Annotated in this window: 13 protein-coding genes; 7 read left to right on the top strand and 6 right to left on the bottom strand. The window is 40.4% G+C overall.

All coding sequences use genetic code 11. From position 1 onward, the window contains the following. Positions 1-7: 7 nt before the first annotated feature. Together K429_RS0110190 and K429_RS0110185 are read right to left on the bottom strand one after the other, a co-directional pair. Positions 8-3,046: a TonB-dependent receptor gene (locus tag K429_RS0110190; protein ID WP_026366832.1), complete on the bottom strand. Its 3,039-nt coding sequence runs from the start codon at positions 3,044-3,046 to the stop codon at positions 8-10. A 19-nt stretch (positions 3,047-3,065) separates the two neighbouring features. After that, on the bottom strand, positions 3,066-4,580 hold the full coding sequence (locus K429_RS0110185; protein ID WP_026366831.1) for a hypothetical protein: 1,515 nt from the start codon (positions 4,578-4,580) through the stop codon (positions 3,066-3,068). 201 nt (positions 4,581-4,781) lie between these two features. Between K429_RS0110185 and K429_RS0110180 the strand changes: the two genes are divergently transcribed. Then, positions 4,782-8,819, top strand: coding sequence for a hybrid sensor histidine kinase/response regulator transcription factor (locus tag K429_RS0110180; RefSeq protein WP_026366830.1), 4,038 nt, complete (start codon positions 4,782-4,784; stop codon positions 8,817-8,819). A gap of 180 nt (positions 8,820-8,999) precedes the next feature. Here K429_RS0110180 and K429_RS0110175 read toward each other — a convergent pair whose 3' ends face one another. Beyond that, entirely contained in the window at positions 9,000-9,434 is a 435-nt protein-coding gene (locus tag K429_RS0110175; protein ID WP_026366829.1) for a DUF6078 family protein, read from the bottom strand. A 141-nt stretch (positions 9,435-9,575) separates the two neighbouring features. Here K429_RS0110175 and K429_RS0110170 point away from each other — a divergent pair, with 141 nt between their 5' ends. The 6 genes from K429_RS0110170 to K429_RS0110145 all read left to right on the top strand — a co-directional run bounded on the left by K429_RS0110170 (position 9,576) and on the right by K429_RS0110145 (position 22,028). Next, positions 9,576-10,166 (top strand): RNA polymerase sigma-70 factor, encoded by a 591-nt coding sequence (locus K429_RS0110170; RefSeq protein ID WP_026366828.1) that lies wholly within the window; start codon positions 9,576-9,578, stop codon positions 10,164-10,166. 71 nt (positions 10,167-10,237) lie between these two features. Next, entirely contained in the window at positions 10,238-11,248 is a 1,011-nt protein-coding gene (locus K429_RS0110165; RefSeq protein ID WP_026366827.1) for a FecR family protein, read from the top strand. A 246-nt stretch (positions 11,249-11,494) separates the two neighbouring features. Beyond that, on the top strand, positions 11,495-14,959 hold the full coding sequence (locus K429_RS0110160) for a TonB-dependent receptor (RefSeq protein WP_026366826.1): 3,465 nt from the start codon (positions 11,495-11,497) through the stop codon (positions 14,957-14,959). Positions 14,960-14,971: 12 nt separating this feature from the next. After that, on the top strand, positions 14,972-16,999 hold the full coding sequence (locus K429_RS0110155) for a RagB/SusD family nutrient uptake outer membrane protein (protein WP_026366825.1): 2,028 nt from the start codon (positions 14,972-14,974) through the stop codon (positions 16,997-16,999). Between the two features lie 90 nt (positions 17,000-17,089). After that, positions 17,090-19,147: a beta-galactosidase gene (locus K429_RS0110150; protein WP_044096778.1), complete on the top strand. Its 2,058-nt coding sequence runs from the start codon at positions 17,090-17,092 to the stop codon at positions 19,145-19,147. A 22-nt stretch (positions 19,148-19,169) separates the two neighbouring features. Next, positions 19,170-22,028: a sugar-binding domain-containing protein gene (locus K429_RS0110145; RefSeq protein ID WP_026366823.1), complete on the top strand. Its 2,859-nt coding sequence runs from the start codon at positions 19,170-19,172 to the stop codon at positions 22,026-22,028. Between the two features lie 152 nt (positions 22,029-22,180). Here K429_RS0110145 and K429_RS0110140 read toward each other — a convergent pair whose 3' ends face one another. The 3 genes from K429_RS0110140 to K429_RS0110130 all read right to left on the bottom strand — a co-directional run bounded on the left by K429_RS0110140 (position 22,181) and on the right by K429_RS0110130 (position 26,664). Next, complete coding sequence (locus tag K429_RS0110140) at positions 22,181-23,659, bottom strand: beta-glycosidase (protein ID WP_026366822.1); 1,479 nt, start codon at positions 23,657-23,659, stop codon at positions 22,181-22,183. Between the two features lie 138 nt (positions 23,660-23,797). Further along, positions 23,798-24,634 carry a BT_3987 domain-containing protein gene (locus K429_RS0110135; protein ID WP_026366821.1) on the bottom strand — a complete coding sequence of 279 codons (837 nt, stop codon included), beginning with the start codon at positions 24,632-24,634 and terminating at the stop codon, positions 23,798-23,800. Between the two features lie 23 nt (positions 24,635-24,657). Continuing rightward, positions 24,658-26,664: a RagB/SusD family nutrient uptake outer membrane protein gene (locus K429_RS0110130; RefSeq protein WP_231501839.1), complete on the bottom strand. Its 2,007-nt coding sequence runs from the start codon at positions 26,662-26,664 to the stop codon at positions 24,658-24,660. Positions 26,665-26,667 lie beyond the last annotated feature (3 nt).

Here is a 26,667-nt window from a genome sequence, read left to right as displayed (position 1 = left end):
TCAAGGATTAAAATTTAAAGTCAATACTAAACAAGAATGTACGTGGGTTGGGATAGGCAATGCCATCGATACCTGTTTCGATTACACTTCCATCATTACCAATCTGCGGACGTTCGGGATCCATACCTGAATAACCGGTGATAGTGAACGGATTCTGTGCTGAGAATGAAAGACGCAACTCTGTTCCGCGCAGCAGCTTCTTGGGAAGAGTATAACCTACCTGAAGCAGTTTGCATCGCATGTACGAACCGTCTTCTACAAAGAAGCTGGATACGCGTGTATAGTTCTGGTTCAGGTCGTTGTATGACAAGCGTGGAATGTCATTGCTGGTACCTTCGCCATGCCATGCTTTTTCCAGCGTGCCTGCCCATACGTTCTGCCCGCTTACCCCGGAATATAATCCTTTGGTTTTATTAAAGATATCGTTGCCGAGTGTTCCGTAGAAGTTGGCTGTGAAGTCGAAGTTCTTGTAATTGAAGCCCAGATTCAAACCTACCATAAGGTCTGGATAAGGGTTACCGATCCATGTCTTATCGTTCTCGTCCAGTACACCGTCATGATTCAAGTCCTTGAAGCGGATATCACCTGGCTGTGCTTTATCCTGTATCAGTTTTCCATGCTCGTTGGTATGAGCATATACCTCGCTCCAGTTTTGGAAGATACCATCTGCCACGTATCCGTAGAACCGTGAAATTAAACCACCGTCTTCGTTACGGATGATCTGATCACTATTGAACCCACCAGTCTGAATAGGTCCGTCTCCAGAGAATTTGATAGCTCTGTTTTTCACAGCTGAAAGGTTTACACCTACATTGTAAGAGAAATCAGATACTTTATCTTGCCAGTTCAGGCTTAATTCCCAACCGCTGGCTTTCATACTACCGATGTTCATCCATACAGTGCTGTTCCAATCGGGATAACCGATAGCGAAGATATTCTGTTTCTGATAGAGCATGTTGCTGGATTTCTTTTGGAAATATTCAAAAGTTACACCTAGGCGGGAGTTTAGGAATGACATGTCCACACCTACGTTCCAGTCTTCCACTGTTTCCCATTGCAGTTGATTGTTTCCTACGCCTGATATCATGGTACCGGGTACACGGACGGGAGTTGAACCAAATACATAGTCAGCTTGTCCCAGTAGGGTAAGAGTAGCATCGTTGTCGATGTTCTGGTTACCTACACGACCCCAACCACCACGTAGTTTCAGATTGCTGAATACCTTCTGGTCTTGCATAAAGCTTTCGCTGATGATGCGCCATGAAGCAGATACCGCGGGGAAGATAGCATATTTGTTTCCTTTGGGGAAGCGGGAAGAACCATCGGCACGGATAGATGCTGTCACATAGTAACGGTTATCATAGTTATACATGATACGTCCCAAGTATGATATCAACGTGTTGTAGGTGGTAGTACCGTCACCTTTCTGATTCTGTGTACCGGCATTTACTTCCTGCATGATGTCCATATTGTTGGGCACATCGTCGCGTGAAGCCTTGGTCTGGAACCATGCAAAACGTTCTGCTGTGAAACCACCCATTATATTGAGGTTATGCTTTGAAGCAAAAGTGTCAGAATAAGTTGCAGTATTGGTCCAGTTCCAGTCGAGCCATTCTTGCATCTCACGGGAAACATTACTCAATGTAGATTGTTCCAAAGCGTCGATATAGAATTCGGGTGTGAATCCATCCGAGCGACGGAAGTGGGCATTAGCTCCGAATTGTGTACGTAAGGTAAGCTTTTCAATCGGATTTACTTGTAAATAGGTGTTTACAATGGCACCCATTTCACGTGAATGTCCATTCTGGCGTGACAACGAACCGGCTGGGTTCCATTCCTGATTGTTGTAAGAACGCTGATAGTTGTTAAACTCATTGTCCACCCATTGATCTTGTGGTTTAAATACAGGAGTTGTCGGATCCATGGACATAGCAGCTGAGAAAAGGTTGGGAGTATCATCCCATGATTCTACGCGCGGTGCAATGTCAAAACCCATTTTTACGTATTTGTTGAAGGTATATTCCGTATTGAGACGTGCATTGATTTTATCCCAGTATCCGTAGTCGTATTGTGAATTATTACGGAAATAACCTAAGCTAAGATTATAAACCAATTTGTCATTACCACCGGAGATGTTGAGTGAGTAATTCTGTACTAAAGCAGTCTTATTGATTACCTCATCCCACCAGTCAGTACCATTCGGATTGGTAGTGGCACCGGTGTCATTCCAGATAGAGGTACCTCCATCATTTGTATAGCGGGTATTGAACACTTCTTTGTATTCGGCAGCATTGGCCATCTTGGGTTTAGCCAACGTTTGGAAACCTGCCGATGCACTGAAACTGATATTTGTTTTTCCGGCAATACCTTTCTTGGTAGTAATCAGGATCACACCGTTAGAGGCACGCGTACCGTAGATAGCAGCCGCAGAAGCATCCTTTAGAACTTCCATGGACTGGATATCATTACTGTTTAGGAAGTTGATGTTCGTACCTACCGGCATACCATCTACTACGTAGAGCGGATCGGTTCCGTTAACTGTAGTTACACCACGGATCAATACTTTAGGTTGTGTACCCGGGCCACCACCGCTGGTTACCTGTACACCGTTGATCTTACCTTGCAAGGCGTCCATAGCATTACCGGTTACAGTTTCGGTGATTTCATCGCCTTTCACTGTAGCGATGGAACTAGTCAGGTCGCTCTTTTTCACGGCACCATATCCGATAACCACCACTTCGTCCAGTAGTTCGGCAGATTCCGACAACACAACGTTGATGGTGGTCTGTCCGTTTACTTTGATTTCTTGTGTCTGGTAACCGATGGTAGAATACACAAGTATAGCGTTTGCAGGAACATTCATCAGTGTATAATCACCATCGATGCCTGTGATGGTACCTGTTCCACTGCCTTTCACTTGAATTGTAGCTCCGATTAAGGGTTCCTTATCCGTAGCTGAAGTCACTATACCTTTTACTGTTATCTGTTGTGCATAGCTGCATATTGACAGTAACAAAAGACATGCAATTAATAGTTGCTTTCTCATTTGTCAGACTATTATTAGGTTAATTTACTCGTACTAATTTCGCTCTACCCAGGTGGGAATCAAACCAGAATTGATAGGTGCCGGTTACAGTCACTTTGGGTTTAGACCATACATCTTGTGTTGTAGTGGGACCGGTGTAATTGGAATTTTTAAATGCACTTCCGGTGTAATAGCCGAATATTTCAGGCTCTTCTTCAGTATCGCTGCACCAGCGAACAAAGTTCCACCATTGGTCTGTGTGGTAGTTGTGAATAATGAAGTTCATTGACTCTCCTGCTGTCAGTGACATAGGCTCATTGTAGAACAAGTGCGGGTTAGTGGCATCTTGTTTGAAAGAGACTACTCCGGTAGGATTGTCAGATGTCAGACCGAACGTAAAGTCCATCATCTCACCGCTGTTGTTGTTCCATTTATCCATGGTAGGTAAGCCGTATTTCATGCTTGCAGGCCATGGGTCTACAGCTTCTGCAAGTGAATAAGTTTCCATTTCATACGTCTTCAGCAAGATATTGATATTGATTTTATAGTATACATTAGCTTCTGTCAGTACAATTGGTTTAGCCAGTGCCGGATCATCGGTCAGCATGGCTTCATCTGTCGGATCAATACCATAACAAACAGGAGAAAAACTTGTCTTTTGCGGTAAGAAGAAGATTTCCGTATTAGCTTTCTGGCAATAATAGAGAGCTTGATATTGGAATTCGCCCACATGATCTATGCGCATCGGTACGCCGAATACATCGCTGTTTAGTTCTGCTTCGGTAGCTACGTCTGCCAGATACATCTTTTCGAAATCCTGCACATCGGTTACAGATACGGTACATTCTATCATTGTGCTTTTTCCTGTCTTGTCGACAGCAGTAAGTGTCATCGGATAGTCCTTCTTTTCATTAGGCATTGTGATGTTGAATGAGTGCTCAAAAGCTTTTTCACCATCAGCATCTATTTTCAGGTTTTCATATCCTTCGATGCCTTCGATATTTACCAATAGATAATCCAGTCCGCGGTCGTCAGTTATCGAGATATTCATGTTGAGTGTAGGGATTTCACCTTCTCTCAGCAATACGGTGACCATACCACCCTTTTCGGGTGCAATAACGAATACTGGATCTTCAAAGTCTCCGTCCAACGTTACAAGTACATCTTGTGAAACAGTACGTCCGCCTACGTCGGTTACGGTAACTTTTACGGTGAACTGTTCACCGATTTCATCCGGTTGAATTTTGAAGTCGTAGCTCAATTCGTAAGTTTCGAGAGGTTTCTCATAAATCTCGATCAAATCGATTGTTTTGTTGAGGTTCAGGTCGGCACATTGCAGTTGAATGGTTGAAATACCATCAGCATCTTTAATCGTTCCTTCCAGTGTAAATGTGCGACCATTTGCAGTCTGAATGTGTTCAAGTGTCATTTCTATGGAAGGTGCCTGTCCGTCCACATCAGGATAGCCATCGTCGTCGCTACATCCTGTAGTCCATAAAGTCAGTGATAAGAATGCCCAGAGTAGGGCGGCATTGAATAAATGCTTCTTCTTCATACATATTACTTTTAAAGTTAAACAATTAGATACATTCTTTACTAAAATATCACTTTTAGATAATGCAAATGTAAGCTATCTTAGTTTTCTCGAACTACATAAATCTTGCAGTGAGGGGATGTAAATCTTGCAATGAACGATTTGTGTATCTGAAATAAAGAATTTATTTATACTTTTGGATTGCAATAGAAAATTGATGTCATGAAAAGCAGATTATTACTTTACTTACTGTTGTTACCTGCCCTTCTGACGGCACAACCTTATGCTGTCAGGCAATTGGGAATTGAGAAGGGATTATCCAATAACTATGTGGTTAGTATAGCCCAGGACAAAGAGGGCTTTTTATGGTTTGCGACTGAAGAGGGCTTGAATAAGTTCGATGGAACACGCTTCATTACTTACTATAAGAATGAAACAAAGAACGGCTATGGCATTACGGGGAATGAACTGAACTGCCTGCTGGATGATCCGAAGGATTCCATCTTATGGATTGGCACACAGAGGGCGGGGTTGAATGCTTATAATTATGTAAAGGACACCTTTACATTCTACCGGCATAATGAGGCTGTGCCTGAAAGTATCATTACGGATGACGTAACCAATGTTATTGCCGCTGCTGATGGAAATCTGTGGGTGACAACTTATTGGAAAGGAATTGAATATTTCGATAAAGAAACCGGTCACTTTTCTCATTATAATACGGCAAATATACCGGGGCTTGTCAGTGATAACATCTGGACTGTTGCTGATGGAGGGAATGGTAAGTTATATGTAGGCCATGTCCATAATGGTTTTAGTATTCTTTCCATTAAAGATAAAAGAGCGAAGAACTTCGTGCATGATCCGAGTGATCGGCACAGCTTGCCGGGTAATGAAGTGAGATGCGTATATAAGGATCTGAATAATAATATCTGGGTAGGGACAAACAAAGGTCTGGCATTGTTTAATCCTGAATCAGAGAATTTCATCCAGTTTAATTCAGACGGGAATCTTTCGCACTATATCTACGACATTAAGCAGCTTGACGGGAATAAGTTGTGGATAGCTATGGAATTTGGCGGAATAGCCATAATGGATTTATCGCAGCGTTTGTTCCTGCTACCCGAACAGACTCAATTTCATTATATCAGGGAAGGAGATGACGGATACAGTCTCTCTAATTCAAGTACGAGGTGCATTTTTCAGGATTCATTCAAGAATATCTGGACGGGTGTATGGGGTGGTGGCATAAATTTCTTAAGCTATGAGCCACCTTTGTTTGGCGGTTATTACTATTCTCCCAATCAGAATTCAATGAGTCGCCTGAATAATAAAACAGCAAGCAGCGTTTGTGTGGATAGCCAAGGTAAATTGTGGATTGGAACAGATGGGGGAGGAATCAATGTCTTTGATCAAGGTAAACGGGTATCCGTTTATCAGGAAGAGATTGAAGATATGAGTGGAAACTCTGTGCTGGCCTCACTGCGCGACTCGGAAGATAATCTGTGGTTCGGCTTATTTATGGGTGGAGTGAATTATTACGATTCGAAGAGAAAGATATTCCACCGGAACTTCCTTAAAGAATTAGAGCACGAGGATATCCGTTCGTTCTATGAAGACGACCGGCATATTCTGTGGATTGGTACCAGTCGTGGTATCTACAAAGTTAGTCTGGCTGATAAGAAGATCGTGGGACATTATGAGTTTGAGAACAATCTGGTGCGGTGCGTTATGAAGGACTCTCAGGGACGTCTGTGGATCGGTTCTTTTGGGAGTGGCCTGGGGATAGGAGATGATGAGTTGCAGGATATCAAGCTCTTTAATATGGAGAACCTGTTCCCTTCCAATACCATCAATGCAATTTATGAAGACAGCAGGAAGAATGTATGGGTCGGGACAGGAGAAGGTTTGGTGTGTTTCTCTTCGCCATCCGATTGGGAATATAAGGTTTACCGCCGTGAAGAAGGCTTAACCAATACACATATACGTGCTATAACGGAAGATGCGAATCATAATATCTGGGTGAGCACCAATAAGGGAATCAGTTGTCTGTTGCGGGATAAGGATGTTTTCTATAACTATGACCATTGGGATAATGTGCCGATGGGAAATTTTATGAGTGGCAGTGTAGCTAAGGATCAGAATGGAGAGATTTATTTCGGTTCCATCAATGGACTTTGCCACTTCAATCCGGATTTTGTTCTGACAAAGCGTGAGTCTCCTGCGGCTGTCATCACGGAAATGAAGATATTTGCTCCTTTGGGTAATATGGGAGACAATGAAGAAGTGGTCAGTATTGACGGTCAGTCGAAAGTAAGGCTGAAGTATATGCAGAATAGCTTTAATATTACTTTTAATATACGGAACTATGCATTGGTCAACCAGGTGGAGTATGCCTATATGCTGAAAGGACTGGAAGATGCATGGTATACGGTGACAGACCCCAATAGCGTAACCTTCCGTAATGTGCCTCCCGGTGATTATCATTTCATGGTAAAAACCCGTATCAAGAACCAGGAATGGTCGGATGAGGTTACAACTTTGGATATCCATATTGTTCCGCCTTTGTGGCTTACCTGGTGGGCGAAATGCAGCTATGTGTTGTTGAGTGGAGCCATCCTGTTCTTCATTCTTTATGCTTACAAGAAGAAGCTTGATATGGAAGTTCTGTACGATCTGGAAAAAAAGAATCATGTGCAAGAGCAGGAACTGAATCAGGAGCGTCTGCGTTTTTATACCAACATCACGCATGAACTTCGTACACCGCTGACATTGATACTGGGCCCACTGGAAGATATGCAGAAGAGTAATTCGCTTTCCAACAAGGATGCCCAGAAGATATCAGTTATCCATCAAAGTGCCATACGATTATTGAATCTGATCAACCAGATACTGGAATTCAGAAAGACGGAAACACAGAATAAGAAGCTTTGTGTGGCTCATGACAATATTGCCAATCTGGTATACGAAATAGGACTTAAATATAAAGAACTGAATCGTAAGCCGGATATTGAGTTTCGCATCGAACTGGAAAAAGAGGATATGCCTCTATACTTTGATAAAGAGATAGTGACTATTATCCTGGATAATCTGATCTCTAATGCTATTAAATATACCGAGAAGGGTTCTATCACCCTGGGATTGCACAATGTGGTACGGAATAATATCAGCTATACCGAAATAAAAGTAAGTGATACCGGTTTTGGCATTACTCCTGAGGCATTACCCTATATCTTTAATCGTTATTATCAGGAAGGAGGCGATCATCAGGCTTCGGGTACCGGCATCGGTCTGGCACTGGTGAAAAATCTGGTGACGTTGCATGAGGGGGAAATAAAGGTGGAGAGTACCTTAGGCACAGGTAGTACCTTCTATTTCAGTCTATTGACTGATAATACTTATCCTCATGTATTACATGCCGATTCACCGGAAAGAACCGTAGATGAAAAGGAAGAAAAAGAAGAGATTCCTGAGTCAGCTTCCGGTGGAAAGCGTATTATGTTGATAGTGGAAGATAATCAGGACATCTGCAATTATATTGCTGAATCCTTCTCTGATGATTTTGAAGTGAAAACAGCGGCGAATGGCGAACAGGGGATGGAGCAGGCATTAAATAGTATTCCTGATATCATTGTGAGTGATATCATGATGCCTGTGATGAATGGAATTACGATGTGTAAAATATTGAAAGAAGATGTGCGCACCAGTCACATTCCCATTATTCTGTTGACTGCTAAAGATTCGTTGCAGGATAAAGAAGAGGGATATCAGGTGGGAGCCGATTCTTATCTGACGAAACCTTTCAGTGCTACTCTCCTGCATAGTCGTATCAACAATTTGCTTGAATCCCGCAAGCGGCTGACAGAGCGTTTTAATACCAGTACTCCACATCATAATATGGATGAGAAACGTGCTTTATTGGCAGAGTCTTTGAATAAACTGGATAATGAGTTTATTGAGAAGATAAATCAGCTGATAGAAGCCCGGTTGTCATCCGAGAAGATTGACATAGGTTATCTGGCTGATAATATGTGTATGAGTAAGTCTACGCTGTATCGCAAGATGAAAGCTTTGACAGGCTTGTCTACCAATGAATATGTTCGTAAGATAAAAATGCAGCATGCTGAACGGTTGCTTCTGGAAGGCAGGTATAATATCTCCGAAGTTGCTTTCAGGGTAGGTATAAACAGCGTGGTTTATTTCCGGCAATGCTTTAAGGAAGAGTTTGGGGTATTACCCTCAGAGTATTTGAAACAATAGCCGATTCCGCTCCTGTGTTTAGAGCCTGGTTCAGGAAAAGAGTGTGTATTCCCGCATGATTACCATAAAGGAATTCTTGCCAACCCGATGGCAAAGTCTTGCCTTCTTATTGGCAATGTCTTGCCACCGTATTGGCAGCGTCTTGCCACTTCGTAGGCAAGAATACATTTATATACCGGGTTACCATTCATAGTCCTCAACATATGCATCAAATTCTTGTATTCCTGTAACTCCACATTTCTTAAGAATTTCCAGTATGCTTTTTTGTTCATGGGGACTAAGAAGACGTTCACCTTTACGAATACGATAATACGTCCGTTGGCTAAACTGGTTTATTAAAAGGGAGGTAACCGGTTTTATTTGCTTGTACGGGAGGTTTTCCAAAATATTCATAAAACCTTTGGCGTATCGCACTTTGGTACTAGAACGATAGTGGGGACAATTATCTCCTAGTGTGGCCTGGTATTTGGGGTTGATGATTACCAGGAATTCAATGTCATCTGAGATATCCAGTTCCGCCAGTAGCCTTAGACAGGTAGATGCTTTGGGGCACTGACAGTTGAGGCATAAGGGATAATTATAAGGTATTTCTGAAAAGTTATGCTCTTTTTTCATGGCTGTGAGTTGTTTTTTCCTTAGTGTGTCTGTTTGTGTGTAATGATTGCTAAGGGATACTGCAAAAGTAGTTATTTTATTCTGATATATTTTACGGGCACTAATATTTTTCTATCTTTGCCTGTACTTAAATCTGGTGGCATGGAATTTTCAGAACAGTTAGTTGTTGAGCAGTTGAAACAAGGTAATGAGGAAGCCTATAGATATCTGTATCGGAATCATTATAGTATGCTATGTCATGTGGCTCGTGAATTTGTGGGAGATGGCTTTCTGGCAGAGACACTTGTAGGTGATGTGATATTCCATATTTGGGAAGTTCGCGAGTTTTTGGATATACAAATCTCTTTACGCAGTTATTTGGTACAGGCGGTCCGTAATCGCTGTAAGGACTACCTGTCCTCTAAAAAAGAACGAAGCGAAGTGACTTTTTCAGCCTTGGCGGATAATGAAGATATCAGAGAACGATATATTATTTCTGAAGAAACGCCTTTGGGTTCATTATTGGAACGGGAATTAGAATATGAAATTTATCGTGCTATTGATGAATTGCCTGAAGAATGCCGGCAGGTTTTTCGAAAAAGCAGGTTCGAAGGAAAAAAATACGAAGAAATCTCACAGGAAACGGGAATCTCTATAAATACCGTTAAATATCATATAAAGAATGCTTTGGCTACCTTGTATGGTAAGCTTGGCAAATATCTGCTGACTATCTTTTTTTTCTTTTTCGGTTGAAATAGTGAGAAAAATTAAATTTAGACTACCCTATCAAATAAAAAAATCGTCATCCTTATAGAGATACCAATATGGAAACAAAAACAGCACATATAGATGAACTGATTTCCACCTTCTTGGCAGAAGGGTTGGAGGCAGATGTTTTGGAAGAATTGAAAGCATGGATTGCCGAATCGGAAGAAAATCGTGTGCACTTTATGAAATGCCAGGAGATCTGGTTCTCTGCAGTGCAGGAACAAGAAGGAAAATATTATGATCAGGAAAAGGCTTTTGAACTGTTTGAGAAACGGGTGGAAAAACAAAAAGCTGAGAAGAGAAAAGCAAGAATCCCGGTGTGGAGAGGCTTGTACAAATATGCGGTAGCAATTTTATTATTCGGTTTTATTTCATATTTCTCATACCAGAAAGGAGAGAACAGTTTGAGAAATGCCTTGGCGGAAATAGAAGTAGAAGCACCAGCCGGTTCACAAACTCGTCTCCATTTACCGGATGGAACAACAGTATTACTGAATTCTGATTCTCGTATCACTTATGCACAGGATTTTGGTGTAAATAGCCGTGAAGTGACTCTGCAAGGTGAAGGATATTTTGAAGTAGCACATAATCAGAAGATACCGTTTTATGTCAAGACGGAGGATGTGCAGGTACGAGTTTTGGGAACTAAATTCAACTTTCGTGATTACCCTGAAGACGGGGAAGTTGTTGTATCTCTGATTGAAGGTAAAGTGGCTTTGAAGAATAAAATTCGTCAAGAGGCTGATTTGGTTTTGATGCCTGATGAGCAAATGGTGCTGGACAAGAAGGAGAAAGTGATGAAAAAAGAGTCGATGAATGCTCAGGCAGTATTGCAGTGGGCGGAAGGTTGCCTGTCATTTGATGAAACACCATTGCTGGAAGTCGCTAAAATATTGGAAAGAAGCTATGACGTAGAAATAGAGTTTACTGAAGAATCTTTGAAGGAGCTTAGGTTCTATGGAAACTTTAACCGAACTAAGCAAGGTCTCAATGATATACTAAACGCATTGTCCGCTACCGGAAAAGTGCATTATATGTTGAAAGGAGAAAAAATCGTGTTATATTAATTATTTTGTTAAACCTTAAATATTAATTAATAATGAATAGAAGTCCATAAGAACTAACGAAAAAAGGGACATATAGAGTATATATAAGAAAATCGGAAGATGTACGAGACCTCCCGATTTTCACTTCTCGTCCTTCAACTCAGTCAATTAAGTGTAAGGTGCTTTTAAGAAGTGTTACAAAAGTAATGAAAACATTTCTTTAAGAACGCCTTTTATCAGATGTTTTAATCATTAATTTCTAAATTTATGAATTACAGAAAAAAGGCCATTCTTGTGGTCGGGGCTTTGCTATGCCTGAATCTTAGTATGTACTCTCAGGATATATCTCTGAAAATGAGCAATGTATCAGTAAAGAAGGCGATAACGGAGTTACAAACTCAAAGTGGTTATTCATTCGTTTATATTGCAGGAGATATTAATACTGATAGGAAAGTATCAATTGATGCCAGTCAATTGGATGAAGCAGTCAAACAGATACTGAAAGGACAGAATGTTTCCTACGAGATCCAAGGGAAAAATATAATTGTCAGAAAGGGGACTCAGAACCAGAACTCCACAAAAGAACAAAAGAAGCAAAAGATTAAAGGTACAGTGACCGATGTGGAAGGTGAACCGGTAATCGGGGCGACAGTCACCGAAGAAGGCAATCCTTCGAATGGTACGATTACTGATATAGATGGAAATTTTACTCTGGAGATATCTACTGGCAGTACACTGTGTGTATCGTATATTGGTTACAAAGAACTACGTGTGGTCCCTGTAGGTGAGAAACCATTAGCAGTGACTTTAAAAGAAGATACTCAAACTTTGGATGAAGTGGTGGTTATAGGTTTTGGAACGCAGAAAAAAGTGAACCTGACCGGTGCTGTCAGTACGGTAGATGCAGAAACATTTGAAGCACGTCCTGTAGCAACTGCTACTCAGGCTTTGCAAGGGGTCGTTCCAGGCTTACAAATTTCTACCAGTACCGGTGAACTGGATCAGAATATGAACATCAATATTCGCGGTGTGGGTACCATCGGTGATGGTTCAAGTGGGAGTCCACTGATTTTAATTGATGGTATGGAGGGAGATATTAATACTGTCAACCCACAAGATATTGAGAATATTTCTGTGCTGAAAGATGCGGCGGCGGCTTCTATTTATGGATCGCGTGCGCCTTTTGGAGTAATCTTGATTACGACTAAAAAAGGGAAGGCTGGAAAGGCTTCTATAAGTTATAACAATAATTTCCGTATAGCAAGCCCCATTAACTTACCTAAAATGATGGATTCTTATACCTTTGCTAACTTTTTTAATGCTGCATCTTTGAATAATGGTGGGGGTATGATTTTCAATGATGATATCATGCAACAAATGATTGATTATCAGTCTGGGAGGATTGATGGTGGAGTGCCGTCTTCATCAAATGGGCAATGGGGTAAACCGGATTATGACCCTTTTACGAATGCCTATGCGAATACAGACTGGTATAAAGAAGTATATGAAGATAATGTGTTCTCACAAGAACACAACTTAAGTGTGAATGGCGGGGCGGAAAGAGTGGCTTATTATGCTTCTTTTAATTATCTGAATCAAAATGGTTTATTACGTCATGGACATGATGGTATAGAGCGTTATTCAGCTACAGCTAAACTTAATACTACTTTAACCGATTGGTTGAAGTTCAATCTTACTACTCGTTTCGTGAGAAAAGAGAATGAACGTCCTACGGCTTTTAACGGTTGGTTTTATGAATGTTTTGATCGTCTGACATGGCCTAATCTTCCCGTTTATGATCCTAATGGATATTACTTTGATAATAATGCAACAAATCCGGCTATGGTTTTGGCTGAGGGAGGGAATCGTAATACGACTTCTGATCAACATTATTATCAGGCCTCTCTGCTGATAGAGCCAATTAAAGGATGGGTGACTAATATAGATTTTAATTATAGTATATTGGATTACAATATAAAAGAGACAGGTTTGCCAGTCTATAACCATGATGTAAACGGAAATGTGGTTAATACAAATGGTACTTCATACCTGTATAATGAAAATAAAAAAGAGGATTTCTGGAACCTGAACGTCTACAGTACTTATGAACATTCATTTAATGATGTCCATAATTTGAAAGTGATGGCAGGTCTACAAATTGAAGAGATGAAGCAAGAGTATTCTTCGGTTCTGAAAAATGGGCTGATGGTAGACGGTATGCCTCAATTTGATTTGACTACTGGTACGGATGGGAATGGAAAAGAATTAACACCTTCAATCAAAGGTAACTATAATGAATGGGCTACAGCAGGCTTTTTCGGACGAGTGAATTATGACTATAAAGGGCGCTATCTAGCAGAGTTCAATATGCGTTATGATGGAACTTCCCGATTCAGGCGTGGTAGTCGCTGGCAGACTTCTCCTTCGGCTTCTGTGGGGTGGAATATTGCTAACGAGGAATTTTGGGAACCATTTAGTAAAACAGTAAATGCACTGAAGTTACGCTTTTCTTATGGTGAGCTTGGCAATCAGAATACCAACTCATGGTATCCGACTTATCGGATGATGTATTTAGGTGCTTATGACGGAGGTTGGATGGAGAATTTGAAAAAGCCCAATACAGCATTAGTAGGCGATTTAGTTAGTACTTCATTGACTTGGGAGACTGTACGTACATGGAATATAGGTTTAGAGTTCGGGATTTTTAATAATCGTTTAACGGGATCATTTGATTATTATACACGATATACAGATAATATGGTAGGTCCTGCTCCTGAATTACCTGGTATTTTGGGTATTAAAGTTCCTAAAACTAATAACTGTGACCTAAAGACCACTGGTTGGGATTTGAATATCAACTGGAGAGATAGGTTGAATAATGGTTTGGGATATGGAGTTGGACTCGTATTGTCAGATGCAAAGACTGTTATAGAAAGTTATCCGGGTAATAGTGCTCACTCTATCGACACTTATATTGCAGGAAGGGAAATTGGTGAAATATGGGGTTTTGAGACTGTAGGGATCGCTAAGAGTGATGCCGAAATGCAGGAACATCTTAACAAAGTGGGTGGTCAAGATGCTTTAGGATTCAATTGGGCTGCAGGTGATATTATGTACAAAGATTTGGATGGTAAACCTGGTATTACAGAAGGAGGACGTACTTTGGAAGATCATGGTGACTTAAGAGTGATCGGTAATAATACACCCCGCTATTTCTTTGGTCTTGATTTGACGGCTGACTGGAAAGGTTTTGATATACGTTGTTTCTTCCAGGGTGTAATGAAACGTGATTATTGGTGTAATGGTGGAACTTTCTGGGGAATCTACACAGGTATGTGGTACTCTATTGGACTTGAAGAGCACAACGATTATTTCCGTGCAGAATCGATTGGCTTACCCGGGCATGAGATTTCCGCTAATTTGGATGCATATTATCCTCGTCCAGTGATGGATAACGGAACAAAGAATCAGAAAGTACAAAGTCGTTATTTACAGGATGCTTCTTATATCCGCTTGAAGAATCTCCAGGTAGGCTATTCATTGCCCAAACAATGGATACAGAAGATTGGCTTGAATAAATGCAGGCTTTATGTATCCGGTGAGAATCTTTGGACAGGAACCTCTCTTTCTGCACTGTATGATCCGGAAACAATCAATGGTGGATTTGATAAGCGAGGAAATGCGTATCCACTTTCCAGAACCTGGTCTTTTGGCCTTAATGTAACCTTTTAATAACTTGATAAAATGAAAATAGTAAAAATTATAATGATAAGTGCCGTGGTAACCGGACTTGTCTCTTGTGATGATTTTTTGGACAGGACTCCTCAGTCCAACCTTTCTCCGGAAACTTATTTTACAAACAGCTCTCAACTTAAGGCCTATGCCGACAGAATGTACCCTGATATTCTTCCGTCTCATTCCAATAGTGGTAATAATTATGGAATTTATGGGATAGATGCAGGCACTGATAATCAAACAGGAGCTGAAGCAAGTAATATTTATGCTGATGGACTATGGAAAGTTCCTAATACAGAAAGTAATGACTGGAAGTTTGATTGGATTTATCATACTAATTTTTTTCTTTCGAATGTATTGGTGAAGTATGGTGAAGACTTGAATGGCTCACAGAATACCATAGAAGGAAATATATCAGAAATCAAACACTATATTGGTGAGGTTTACTTCTTGCGTGCTTGCGAATATTTTAAACGTTATTGGAAGTTTGGTGATTTTCCAATTGTAACAGAGCCTTTACCTGACGACAAAGATGTTCTTATTGAAGTTAACAAGCGGATGCCCAGAAATGAGGTAGCACGATTTATTTTGTCCGATTTGGATAAGGCTGCTACTCTTATGAGTGAACAGCAGATGGGTACTAATCGCATTAACAAAGATGTTGCTTTGTTATTGAAGTCAAGGGTTGCGCTATTTGAAGGTACATGGCTGAAGTACTTTAAAGGAACTGTCTTTGTGCCTAATGGTGAAGGATGGCCTGGAAAGAATAAAGAATATAATGCTAATTATCAATATCAGTCGGGAAGTATAGATAATGAAATAACTTATTTCCTTGAGCAGTCTATGGTTGCTGCTAAAGAAGTTGCTGAAAAATATAAAGGAAGTCTGACTACCAATACGGGTGTGCTACAGCAATCGGCAACTGAACCAGAGAATCCTTATTTTGAAATGTTTGCTAATGAGGATTTATCTTCCTATCCGGAAGTCTTGTTGTGGCGACAATATGGGCGTAGCCTTGTTACCCATGCTGTTGACATTGCAGCTAATCAGGGAAATAATAGAATTGGTGTGACCAGAGGGTTGGTAAATAACTTCTTGATGTCTGACGGAACACCTGTATACAAAAACGGCAGTTATGCTGATGGAAATGAATATTATAAAGGTGATAAAACGATCCATGATGTTCGTCAGAACCGTGATTCAAGATTGGTTGTATTTTTAAAGGAGCCTGGGCAGAAAAGTATTTTGTATGAAAATCCGGAAGGCACAGAAGCATGGATGGAAGAGCCATATCCGTTGATAACCTCCGTAGACGATCAGAGAGGATATCTGACTGGTTATGCTTTGAGGAAAGGAGGCTCTTTTGACCAGTCGAACTATTTGAATATGAACAGTTATTCTGCCTCTATTTGCTATCGGGCAGCTGAGGCATTACTTAACTATATGGAGGCATGTTATGAGAAGAATAGTTCTCTGGATAATCTGGCTAAAGAATATTGGCAGATTATTCGTGAACGTGCTCATGTAGATAGTAATTTTGAAAAGACAATATCACAGACCGATATGAATGAGGAGGCCAAAAACGACTGGGGAGCTTACTCGGGTGGACGCCTAATTGATGCTACCTTGTATAATATCCGCCGGGAGCGTCGGTGTGAGTTGATGGCAGAAGGCTTACGCTATATGGATTTGTGCCGTTGGAGAGCTATGGATCAGATGATAAGTACTCCATATTTTGTAGAAGGAATTCATATCTGGAATACACCAATGGAAAAATGGTATAATGACTTATTGGCTGATGGTTCAGACAAGGCTACTGTATCTTCTCCGGCAGTTAGTGAATATCTTCGACCTTATCAGAAAAATAGTAATCAGAAATGTAGTAATGGCTATATGTGGCACATGGCACATTACCTGACCCCTATTATGTATAAGCAATTTTTGGTGACATTGCCAAGTGGTAATAATGTAGAAGATTCTCCTCTTTATCAGAATCCGTATTGGCCATTGGTAGCAGATCAACCAGCAGAAAAGTAATAAAAATATGAGAGGATGTTCGATAATTATATTTATAACTTTTTAATTTCGGACATTCTCTTTTCATAAATATAATTGAAAGAGAAGAATATGAAGAAGTTGATTTTATGGATATTATTTATTTCAATAGGTAAAATTATATATGCACAGCCCAAATTCGATAATGTATTGTACGGTGCTGCTTATTATCATGAATATATGCCATCTGAACGTCTGGACAAAGATATTCAGATGATGAAGGAATGTGGCCTTAATGTGGTGCGTGTTGGTGAATCTGCTTGGGGTTTATTTGAGCCACAAGAAGGGGTTTTTGATTTTAAATGGATGGACCGGATTGTTGATAAAATGTATGCGGCTGGTATTAAAGTTATTTTAGGGACGCCTACTTATTCTATTCCGGCCTGGATGGCAGAAAAGCATCCAGAAGTATTAGCGGTATATCAGAGGGGTGGAAAAGCTCATTATGGTATTAGACAAAATATGGATATTACAAATCCTACTTATCTTTTTTATAGTGAACGTATTATCCGTCGGCTGTTGGAACATTATGCTTCGCATCCTGGTATTATTGGCTATCAGGTAGATAATGAAACTTTAGCGCGTGGAATTAATAATCAGGATTTCTTTGTGGGATTTCGGAGTTATATAAAACGGAAATTCAATAATAGTCTTGACTCCTTGAACCATGCGTGGGGGCTCAATTATTGGGGAATGAATATACATACATGGGAAGAATTTTATGCCAGAGACGGAGTTACAAACCCTTCTTATAAACTGGAATGGGAACGGTACGGAAGAAAGAAAGTTGCTGATTTTTTAAATTGGCAGGTGGATATTGTGAATGAATATAGGCGAAAGGATCAGTTTGTGACACACTGTTTCATGCCGTTTTTTCATGAAATGGACCAGACAGAGAGTATGCGTCAGATGCAATATCCCGCAATTAATATTTATCATGATGTTCAAGATAAACAAGACGGGCATTTCATAGCTTATGGAGGGGACTTTATGCGTACGGTGTCGAAAGGCAATTATCTTATAACTGAAACCAATGCACAAGGTAGAGGGTGGGATGCAAAAGCACAATATCCTCCTTATGACCGTCAATTACGTCAGAATGTTTATTCCCATTTAGCATCTGGAGCCAATATGGTGGAATACTGGCATTGGTCAACTCTGCATTATGGACAGGAAATGTATTGGCGGGGAGTGTTGGGGCATGATTTGGTTCCTAATCGTATTTATAAGGAATTTGCTACTGTAGCTGGAGAGTTGAAGAAGATAGGTCAGAAACTTGTAAATCTACGGAAAAAGAATGAAGTCGCCATTTTGTTCAGTCATGATTCATATTATGGCCTACAATTTATGCCTTATACAAATAGAGAAAATTATCCTGTTGAAATGATACATCAAATATTGTTTAATATGAATATAGAGACGGATATTGTTCCATGTGATAATGATGATTGCGATTTCTCTGAATATAAATTGTTGATCATTCCGCCACTGTATGTTGCCTCTGAGTCTCTTTTGAATAAGATTTCGACATTTGTGGAACAGGGTGGCAAAGTAATTATGATGTATAAAAGTGGTTATTGCAATGAATTTGATGCGGCAAGAACAGAGATAGCTCCGGGGCCATTACGTAAAGTATGTGGTTTCTATTATCAGGAGTATTCTACGATAGGGGCGATGAAGTTAAAAGAAAATCCTTGGGGAATAGAATCAAATGCAGCAAGTGAATTTATGGAGTTTATTATTCCGGAGACGGCACAACCATTAGCATATGTTGAGCATTCATTTTTTCAGAAATGGCCAGTTGTGACAAAAAATAATTATGGGAAAGGGAGTTTAGTTTATATTGCTACATATCCTTCTTGGGAACTGTTAGATAAAATCATCTGCCAAGAGACTAAACAAGCTGGATTAAGACATAAAGAGGACTATAAATTTCCAATAATTGTTAGACAGGGTATAAATGATCAGGGAAAGCGGATTCGTTATATATTCAATTATTCTGCTTCTTCCCAGCCTATTAAGTACAATTATAGTAAGAATGGCATTGATCTGCTAAGTAAGAAGACGGTAAAGAAAGATGAACTTATTACTATTGAACCGTGGGACTTACTGATAATCGAAGAAAACTGATTTTAATATAATTATTTGGATAATGGTAAGAAAGATATACTTGCTGGTAGTCTTAGTACTATGTGCAATAACTGGTATGCGGGCACAAGAAGAGCTCTTCCGGATAAATTTAGAAGGTTTATGGCAGTTCAAACTTGATCCGGATGGAGTGGGCATAGCAGAGAATTATGCAGAAAAGAGCTTCACAGAACAGATAATTCTTCCTGGTACAACAGATACAAACAAGAAAGGTAATCCTATAATAAAAAAGGATGAGACAACGAACCTGAGTAGGTTATTCTCTTATGTAGGAAAGGCTTGGTATAAAAAAACAGTCGAAATTCCCCAAAAGTGGAAAGGTAAGTATATTCGGCTTATGTTGGAACGGACGAAGCCAACTTGCGTCTGGATTGATGGAGTAGAGGTAGGGCGGAATGATAATATTTCAACTTGCCAGATTTATGATTTATCTAACCAACTCGTGCCTGGGAAACATGAAATTACTATCATGATTGATAATGGCAAATCTGTACCACCTCAACTGATAGGCTATTCGCATGCATTTACAGAGTCGACACAGACTAATTGGAATGGCATCATTGGCAATATGTATCTGGAAGTAAAAAACAGACTTCATATAAAGGAGGTGCAGGTATATCCCGATGTGTATAAGAAATCGGTTCGTGTAAGGGTGAATATTGCTTCACCAGAAAAAATAAAAAAGAATACAGAGTTAATTCTATATGCGGAAACTTGGAATACAAAAACAAGGTATAAAACAAAGGCGAAATCATATAGGTTGACAAAAATGCAGGAAGAATACGAATTTGATTATGACTTGGGGAGTGATGCATTATTATGGAGTGAGTTTCATCCTGTTTTATACAAATTACATGTTCAAATAGGTGATGTCGATGAGCAAATAGTTAACTTTGGATTGAGAGAGTTTAAAACTTCCGGTACGCAATTCGCTATAAATGGACATAAGACGTTTTTACGTGGTAAGCATGATGCGTGTGTATTTCCGTTGACAGGTCATACAGCAATGGATGTAGAAACGTGGCAACACTATTTTCGAGTAGCCAAATCATATGGTATTAATCATTATCGTTTTCATTCGTGGTGCCCGCCGGAAGCTTGTTTTCTGGCTGCTGATATGGAAGGTATCTACATCCAGGCTGAATTACCTTTTTGGGGAGCCTTTAACAAAAATGATAAATATCTAAACTCCTTTCTGACTAAAGAGGGAATCAATATACAGAATGAATATGGGAACCATGCATCTTTTGTTATGTTTGCATTGGGTAATGAACTCGGTGGTGATTTGGATGTGATGAAAGATCTCATTAACACTTTCAGGAGCATAGACGATCGGCGACTATACGCTTTTGGTTCTAATAATTATTTAGGGTTTAAGGGGTATTTGCCAGGTGAAGATTTTTTGGTGACGTGTCGCATTGGTGGAGAACAGCCCGGTACTTTCAATACACATGTGCGAGCATCTTTTTCCTTTGCTGATGCTTATGATGGTGGATACCTAAACCATACTTATCCAAATACAACAATGGATTTTTCTTCTGCTATAGCTGGTTGCAAGATTCCTGTAGTCAGCTTTGAAACAGGACAATATCAGATATATCCCAATTATAAGGAAATAGAAAAATATAAAGGTGTACTTTATCCTTATAACATGGAAATCTTCAAAAATAGGTTGGCGGAGGCAGGAATGTTGAAACAGGCTGATAACTTCTTCCGTGCATCAGGAAAATGGGCTGTAGAACTTTATAAGGCAGAGATAGAGATGGATCTGAGAACGGATGGCTTTGGGGGCTTCCATTTGTTGGATCTGCAAGATTATCCTGGGCAAGGTTCAGCTTATGTGGGTATATTGGATGCTTTTATGGATAGCAAAGAACTTATTACGCCAGAGAAATGGAGAGGATTCTGTTGTGAAACTGTGCCATTGTTAATTATAGATAAATTCTGTTGGAGTAGTGACGAACAGATATCAGCAATAATAAAGATTGCTAATTATACAGAAGAATCATTGAATGGAAAATCTGTAATATGGAAATTAAAGTCCTTGCAGGGAAAAATTTTAGATAAAGGTAGCCTGGAGATATCATCGAAAGATGTAGGACTGATAGAAATCGGAAGGATTCATCCTAATATTTCTGATGTGGACAAAGCTCAAAGATTAGATCTGGAAATAAATATAGTGGGAACATCTTATCAAAATACTTACGGACTTTGGATATATCCGTCGAACAATGTAATCAGGCAATTCACGGATATTATTATAACTGATACCTTGGGAGAAAAGGTTATAGAAGAACTGAAAAATGGAGGTAAGGTATTGTGGTTTCCCAAGCATAAACTATATGAGAAACAAACTATAGCTGGCCTTTTCCAGACTGACTATTGGAATTATCGAATGTTTAAAACTATTAGTGAAAATAATAAGAAGCCAGTGTCTCCAGGTACATTAGGAATTCTGGTTAATCCAGAGCATCCCCTATTTAATGACTTTCCTACTGATTTTCATACAGATTGGCAATGGTTTTCTATTATTAAACAGAGTTATCCGATGATATTAGATAAATTCCCTTCCCAATATACTCCTATTGTACAGGTTATTGATAACATTGAAAGGAATCATAAATTAGGTTTGCTTTTTGAACTTGCTGTTAATAAAGGAAAGTTGTTGATATGTATGGCTGATTTGAAAACTGTGAAAGATAAACCAGAAGTGAGACAATTTTATAATAGTATACTTCAGTATATGCATTCCGATAGTTTTGATCCTGAATTTCGGTTTGATGTTGATACCTTGATAAATTTACTTCGGAGTGAAACTAAAACTGAGCAGATAGAAATATTAGAAAATAGATCTTATAAATAATTCTTCTTCAGGAAAGATGAATTAAATGGTAAAAAGAATATCTCAAATGGAATTTTGTTATTTAGGAAACAAGTAATTTTTATTTTAGTGTAGTGAAGAATCTACTTCTCTTTTATGAGTAGAGATTCTTCACTATTTTTTATTTTAGTAATTTATTTCTCTTCGAATGTATTGAAAGAGTGCGGTTGAAGTTCAATGTTCAGGTAACGGTCCCGTAACTTCACGGTTACTTTTTTAGCCTCATCATTAAAGTTTCCGGCTATCACTACCTTTTTCTTTTCTGGAGTTTCCACTACCAAGACCGGTGTTCTTCCTTCTGTTGAAGGCTTGTAGGCTATAACGCGTGAACCGGGTGTTACGAACTGGCTATAATGTCTTACAGCATAATACTCCGGTGTAAGAGTTGCCGTACGGGATTTTGAATCAACATGTATCAAAGCATTCTGTTTCCAACCCCAGGGACTTTCACCGTTATCGCAGAGGGTATTGTTCCAGAAGGTGTACTCTTCGCAGCCATTACCCAGATAGTGATTAATCAGATGGAAGGTGTGTTCGCCCGCTCTCCAGTCGAAGGTGCCCCCACCGCATTCGCTTTCTGTCTGCATATACTTGTACTGGGGGTATTTGGCACGTATTTTAGGCAGTATCTGTCCTCCTTCCCACTGAAAGCCAACTCCCTGAACGCTTTGCGGCATGCGTGGATCGGAAAGTATTTTATCAACATAGTCATAGCGGTTGGTATTGAAAGTACCAAGGTAGAGAGTTACTTCCGGATGATGTTTCTTTAATGTGGGCGCCAGATACTCTACGTTGAAACGTACGGTACCCTCAGCTGTCCAGGCACAACCGGGATACGGGGTATAACTGTATGCTTCATTCTGATACATGATCATATCGATGGGAATTCCTTGTTCTTTATAAGCATCAATGAACTTACAGAAGAAGTTGGCATAAGTTTGCAGATAGCGTGGATCCTGAATCATGTAGTCATTCACTGCGAGTTGTCGGGGGAAGACGTTATCGCGTGTCTCCGTATTATCCTCATAGAGTACTACATCAGACAGAGGCGACATCTTATTAGTCCTGTCACTGCGAACCGGATAGTCATTGTTAATTTTCATCCAGCTGGGAGGTGACCAGGGAGACATCCAGAAAGTCATATCCGGATTATACTTTTGCGCTGCACGGACAAAGGGGATAATAGCCAGTTTATCACGGTTGATATTGAAATACTTCAGTTGGAAGTCGCCTGATACTTCGTCGCAGCTATACCAGTCGCGGGCATAGTCATTGGCATTCATCGAAATACGGCCTCTGTTGAAACGAAGTTCTCCTTCAGGGGAAAACATTTTCTTCAACAGGTCGTCCTGTTCATCACGGGTGAGCATGTTCAAGGCATCCCAGCACAGTTCGTTGAAAGTGGTTCCCCATGCTTTGAATGTGGTGCCTTCTTCCGTTCCGCTGATATCTAAAAGCGGGGTTTGGCCGGCGCTCGATTGTAATTTCACTTTTGATTGTTTCCAAGTGTTGCCTTCTGTACTGCTGACCCAGTTGAAATTCTGGGCATAGGTATTAACAGCCAAAGCGGTGAGACAACACAAGAACACTCTTTTGATGTTTTTTTCTCTCATGATAATAGTTCATTTATGTAATTAATAATTCACCACGGATTACACTGATACTCACAGATTGTTTATATTGAAGAAGCAAGTATCTGTTTTTATCTGTATAATCTGTGGTGGTTTTTAATATATCCTTTCCGGTTACGATTATTCTTCGCTTGCCGTTGCCGATATTAAATAGGCTTCCACTTCATTCCCATTCACCTTGCATGTAAAGCTGAATGTTTTGTTTTGAGGATCGTAGCTTCCGCTTCCCTCTGTAACATTCAGGTTCTTCCATCCGGCAAGGCTGAGTGTGTTATCTTCGTTCACTGTAATGGTGAGTCCGGTATCTTTCGCTCTTGCCAGTTCCTCAGTACCTGTATAATAAATACGAATTGTGTTCTTGTTTACGGCAACGGCATTACGAATCAAACTAAAGGAAGCTCCGTTGTTGGTACCAATGTAATTGTAGTATCCCGAGTAGTTGTTGTAGGTCTTTATAGCGAACAGAACCACTGTTTCAGCTTGTGCAACAGGGTACTCTTTGCAAGATTCCATTTTCAGCGGAAGGGCGTATAAGGAATCACAATGTAATCCTTCCGGGTGGATGGTAACAGGTATGCGGGCATAAGATTCTCCGGCACGGATCACTGCATTCATTGAAGATATGTTGTAATTGGCCGCAGGAAGTGCCTGATATTGGATTTCCGTACTCGATTTATATTTTTGATTGTAAGAAGTGATGCCTGAGGGATCTTCAATCAATGTACAGTGAATGTCCCCATCCGGATTCAATGAGCCGCTGGTGCCTACCGATACGAAAGTTTCTGCACTTTCGTCCGCATAGTTGACGTTGCGGGTCACTAATGCTCCTTCTTCTCCGATACCTACGAGATAGGCTTGTTTTATATACTGTTCCTCTTCCCAAACATTGGTGTTCTCACATCCGGTGAGTACAAAGAGCGAACCTATTGCTAATGAAAATAAAATATGCTTTTTCATAATTGTCTTAATATTAAAGTTAATTACCAGCCTGGATTCTGAACCAGTTTTGCATTATGATCCAACGTTGTCTGTGGGATGGGGAAGAAGTACATCTTCTGTGTAAATACACGCTTCTGTATTCTCTCTGAATCCCATATTGTACGGGTGTAGAATCCGGTACGGTTATTTACTCTGGCTTTGGTGTTCCAGCCGATAATCTTTGTATTATAAGCTGCGTCCGCATCGCCCCAACGGCGTAAATCATGGTAGCGAAGCCCTTCGAGGGCAAACTCCACTTTACGTTCCTGCTTAATAGCTTCACGCATATCGTCTCTACTGTTCAGTTCGGCATCGGTAATGCCCGGCATACCGGCACGATAACGTATCATATTGAAATACTTCTTTATTTCTTCTGTATTACGGGTCACGGTGATACCTGTGGCTTCATCCGTATAACTTCCTTCCAATTCATTTAATGCCTCTACATAATTGAGGAGGATTTCCGCATAGCGGAATACGGCAAATGTTTTGGCACGGCAGGAACCTTTCATGTTATCTTCCTGATTGATGTATTTACGGAGAGTATAGCCTGTACGGTTGTAATTGTCCGGGTATTCGGGAAGCGGGCCTGCATTACCATCAGAGTAATAAGTCACTTCTACATTGGTCACCGGGTCATTGCCTACATAAGAAGTTCCAGGCCAGATACAATGATTATATCCTATGGTTGCGTAAAAGCGAGGTTCACGGTAAGCATCTACTTTGGCTACATTGCCATTCACGGTATAGCCGTCAGATACCCTGTAAGCAATATCTATCGGATCACCTGCATGAGAGGCATCAGGGTAAGGATAGTTTGCGCTGGAATGGTGGATGTCATATCCATCTATCATTTTATAGGAATCAATCAAATCCATACAGAGGTTTATACCGTTGGCACCTCCCAGAGCGGTAGGGGTCGCCAGCCATTGAGGAGAGTTCTCTTTCACTATGGCATTGCAATAATAAATATATTCCGGAACTAACTCTGCATTCACAGAACCATCGAACAGGCTCTTGTAAGATGCGTAAGGATCGATATTACCGGCCCCGTCAGGGAAACCGGCCTGTGAAATATTGGACGGGAGTTCCTGTGTTCTTTCTGTACGGGCAGTTGTAAAGAGTGCGTATTTTCCCATATCAATGATTCGTTTGGCAGCTACAGCGGCTACACCCCATTTAGAGTTATCGTTGTTTTGAGAAATGAAATTCCGCCCATCGGCTGTTTTCCAGTCCGCATAGCGGGTATTTCCGTTATACCATGGGCTTGCCGCATAAAGGCGTAAGCGAGAGATTACCGCTAATGCTGCACCTTTGCTTGCAATATACTGGAATTGTTGTGTACGGGAATCCGGGAGGAATTCCGCCGCCTTTTCCATATCACTACAGATGTAGTCTATGCACTCATCGTATGTGCTTCGTTCGATAGAGGCTTCGTCGGATGGGGTATCGGCATCGAAAGGCTTGTCGGGAACGATAGGCACCGGTCCGTATTGGCGCAGCAAACTGAAATAGAAATATCCGCGCAAGAAGTAAGTGCGTCCTGTATAGTCACGGCGTTCCATATCTGACAAATCTTTGCATTCGCTGATGCGGGTCAACACGATGTTGGCTTTGCGGATACCTTTATAAAAACTTCCCCAGTTATTATAGTTCGCGCTTTGGGGAGTTTCATCTCCCAGCAGCAGAGCCATTGCGGCATGTCTGTAAGGGTCTTTCTCATTTTTCCCATAATCGTCCGCCCACGATGCGAAGCATTCGTCGGAACCCATGCCGAACGGGAAATAAGAGGAGGTGAACAGTTTGCTTTCATCCGGTAGTATGGTGGCAATGCCGTTAATGTATTCATTGACGCGAACTTTACTTTGAAAGATTGAATCAATATTTGTCTGGTCGTAGAAGTAAGAATCCACATCCAGATAAGACTCGCATGAGGTTAATCCGAGACTCATCCCTGCCCAGATGGATATGCCGCAAAGAAGAGCTTTAAATGTATATTTGGTATTCATAAT

This window comes from Bacteroides sp. 14(A), from assembly GCF_000526555.1.
Taxonomy (GTDB): Bacteria; Bacteroidota; Bacteroidia; order Bacteroidales; family Bacteroidaceae; genus Bacteroides; species Bacteroides cellulosilyticus.
The sequence above is the reverse complement of the archived record's forward strand: the minus strand, read 5'-3'. Positions and strand labels throughout refer to the sequence as shown.

What these genes read in the sequence shown, in the direction of transcription:
- K429_RS0110190 (WP_026366832.1), bottom strand. Translation starts at nt 3,046, where the DNA reads ATGAGAAAGCAACTATTAATTGCATGTCTTTTGTTACTGTCAATATGC.
- K429_RS0110185 (WP_026366831.1), bottom strand. Translation starts at nt 4,580, where the DNA reads ATGAAGAAGAAGCATTTATTCAATGCCGCCCTACTCTGGGCATTCTTA.
- K429_RS0110180 (WP_026366830.1), top strand. Translation starts at nt 4,782, where the DNA reads ATGAAAAGCAGATTATTACTTTACTTACTGTTGTTACCTGCCCTTCTG.
- K429_RS0110175 (WP_026366829.1), bottom strand. Translation starts at nt 9,434, where the DNA reads ATGAAAAAAGAGCATAACTTTTCAGAAATACCTTATAATTATCCCTTA.
- K429_RS0110170 (WP_026366828.1), top strand. Translation starts at nt 9,576, where the DNA reads ATGGAATTTTCAGAACAGTTAGTTGTTGAGCAGTTGAAACAAGGTAAT.
- K429_RS0110165 (WP_026366827.1), top strand. Translation starts at nt 10,238, where the DNA reads ATGGAAACAAAAACAGCACATATAGATGAACTGATTTCCACCTTCTTG.
- K429_RS0110160 (WP_026366826.1), top strand. Translation starts at nt 11,495, where the DNA reads ATGAATTACAGAAAAAAGGCCATTCTTGTGGTCGGGGCTTTGCTATGC.
- K429_RS0110155 (WP_026366825.1), top strand. Translation starts at nt 14,972, where the DNA reads ATGAAAATAGTAAAAATTATAATGATAAGTGCCGTGGTAACCGGACTT.
- K429_RS0110150 (WP_044096778.1), top strand. Translation starts at nt 17,090, where the DNA reads ATGAAGAAGTTGATTTTATGGATATTATTTATTTCAATAGGTAAAATT.
- K429_RS0110145 (WP_026366823.1), top strand. Translation starts at nt 19,170, where the DNA reads ATGGTAAGAAAGATATACTTGCTGGTAGTCTTAGTACTATGTGCAATA.
- K429_RS0110140 (WP_026366822.1), bottom strand. Translation starts at nt 23,659, where the DNA reads ATGAGAGAAAAAAACATCAAAAGAGTGTTCTTGTGTTGTCTCACCGCT.
- K429_RS0110135 (WP_026366821.1), bottom strand. Translation starts at nt 24,634, where the DNA reads ATGAAAAAGCATATTTTATTTTCATTAGCAATAGGTTCGCTCTTTGTA.
- K429_RS0110130 (WP_231501839.1), bottom strand. Translation starts at nt 26,664, where the DNA reads ATGAATACCAAATATACATTTAAAGCTCTTCTTTGCGGCATATCCATC.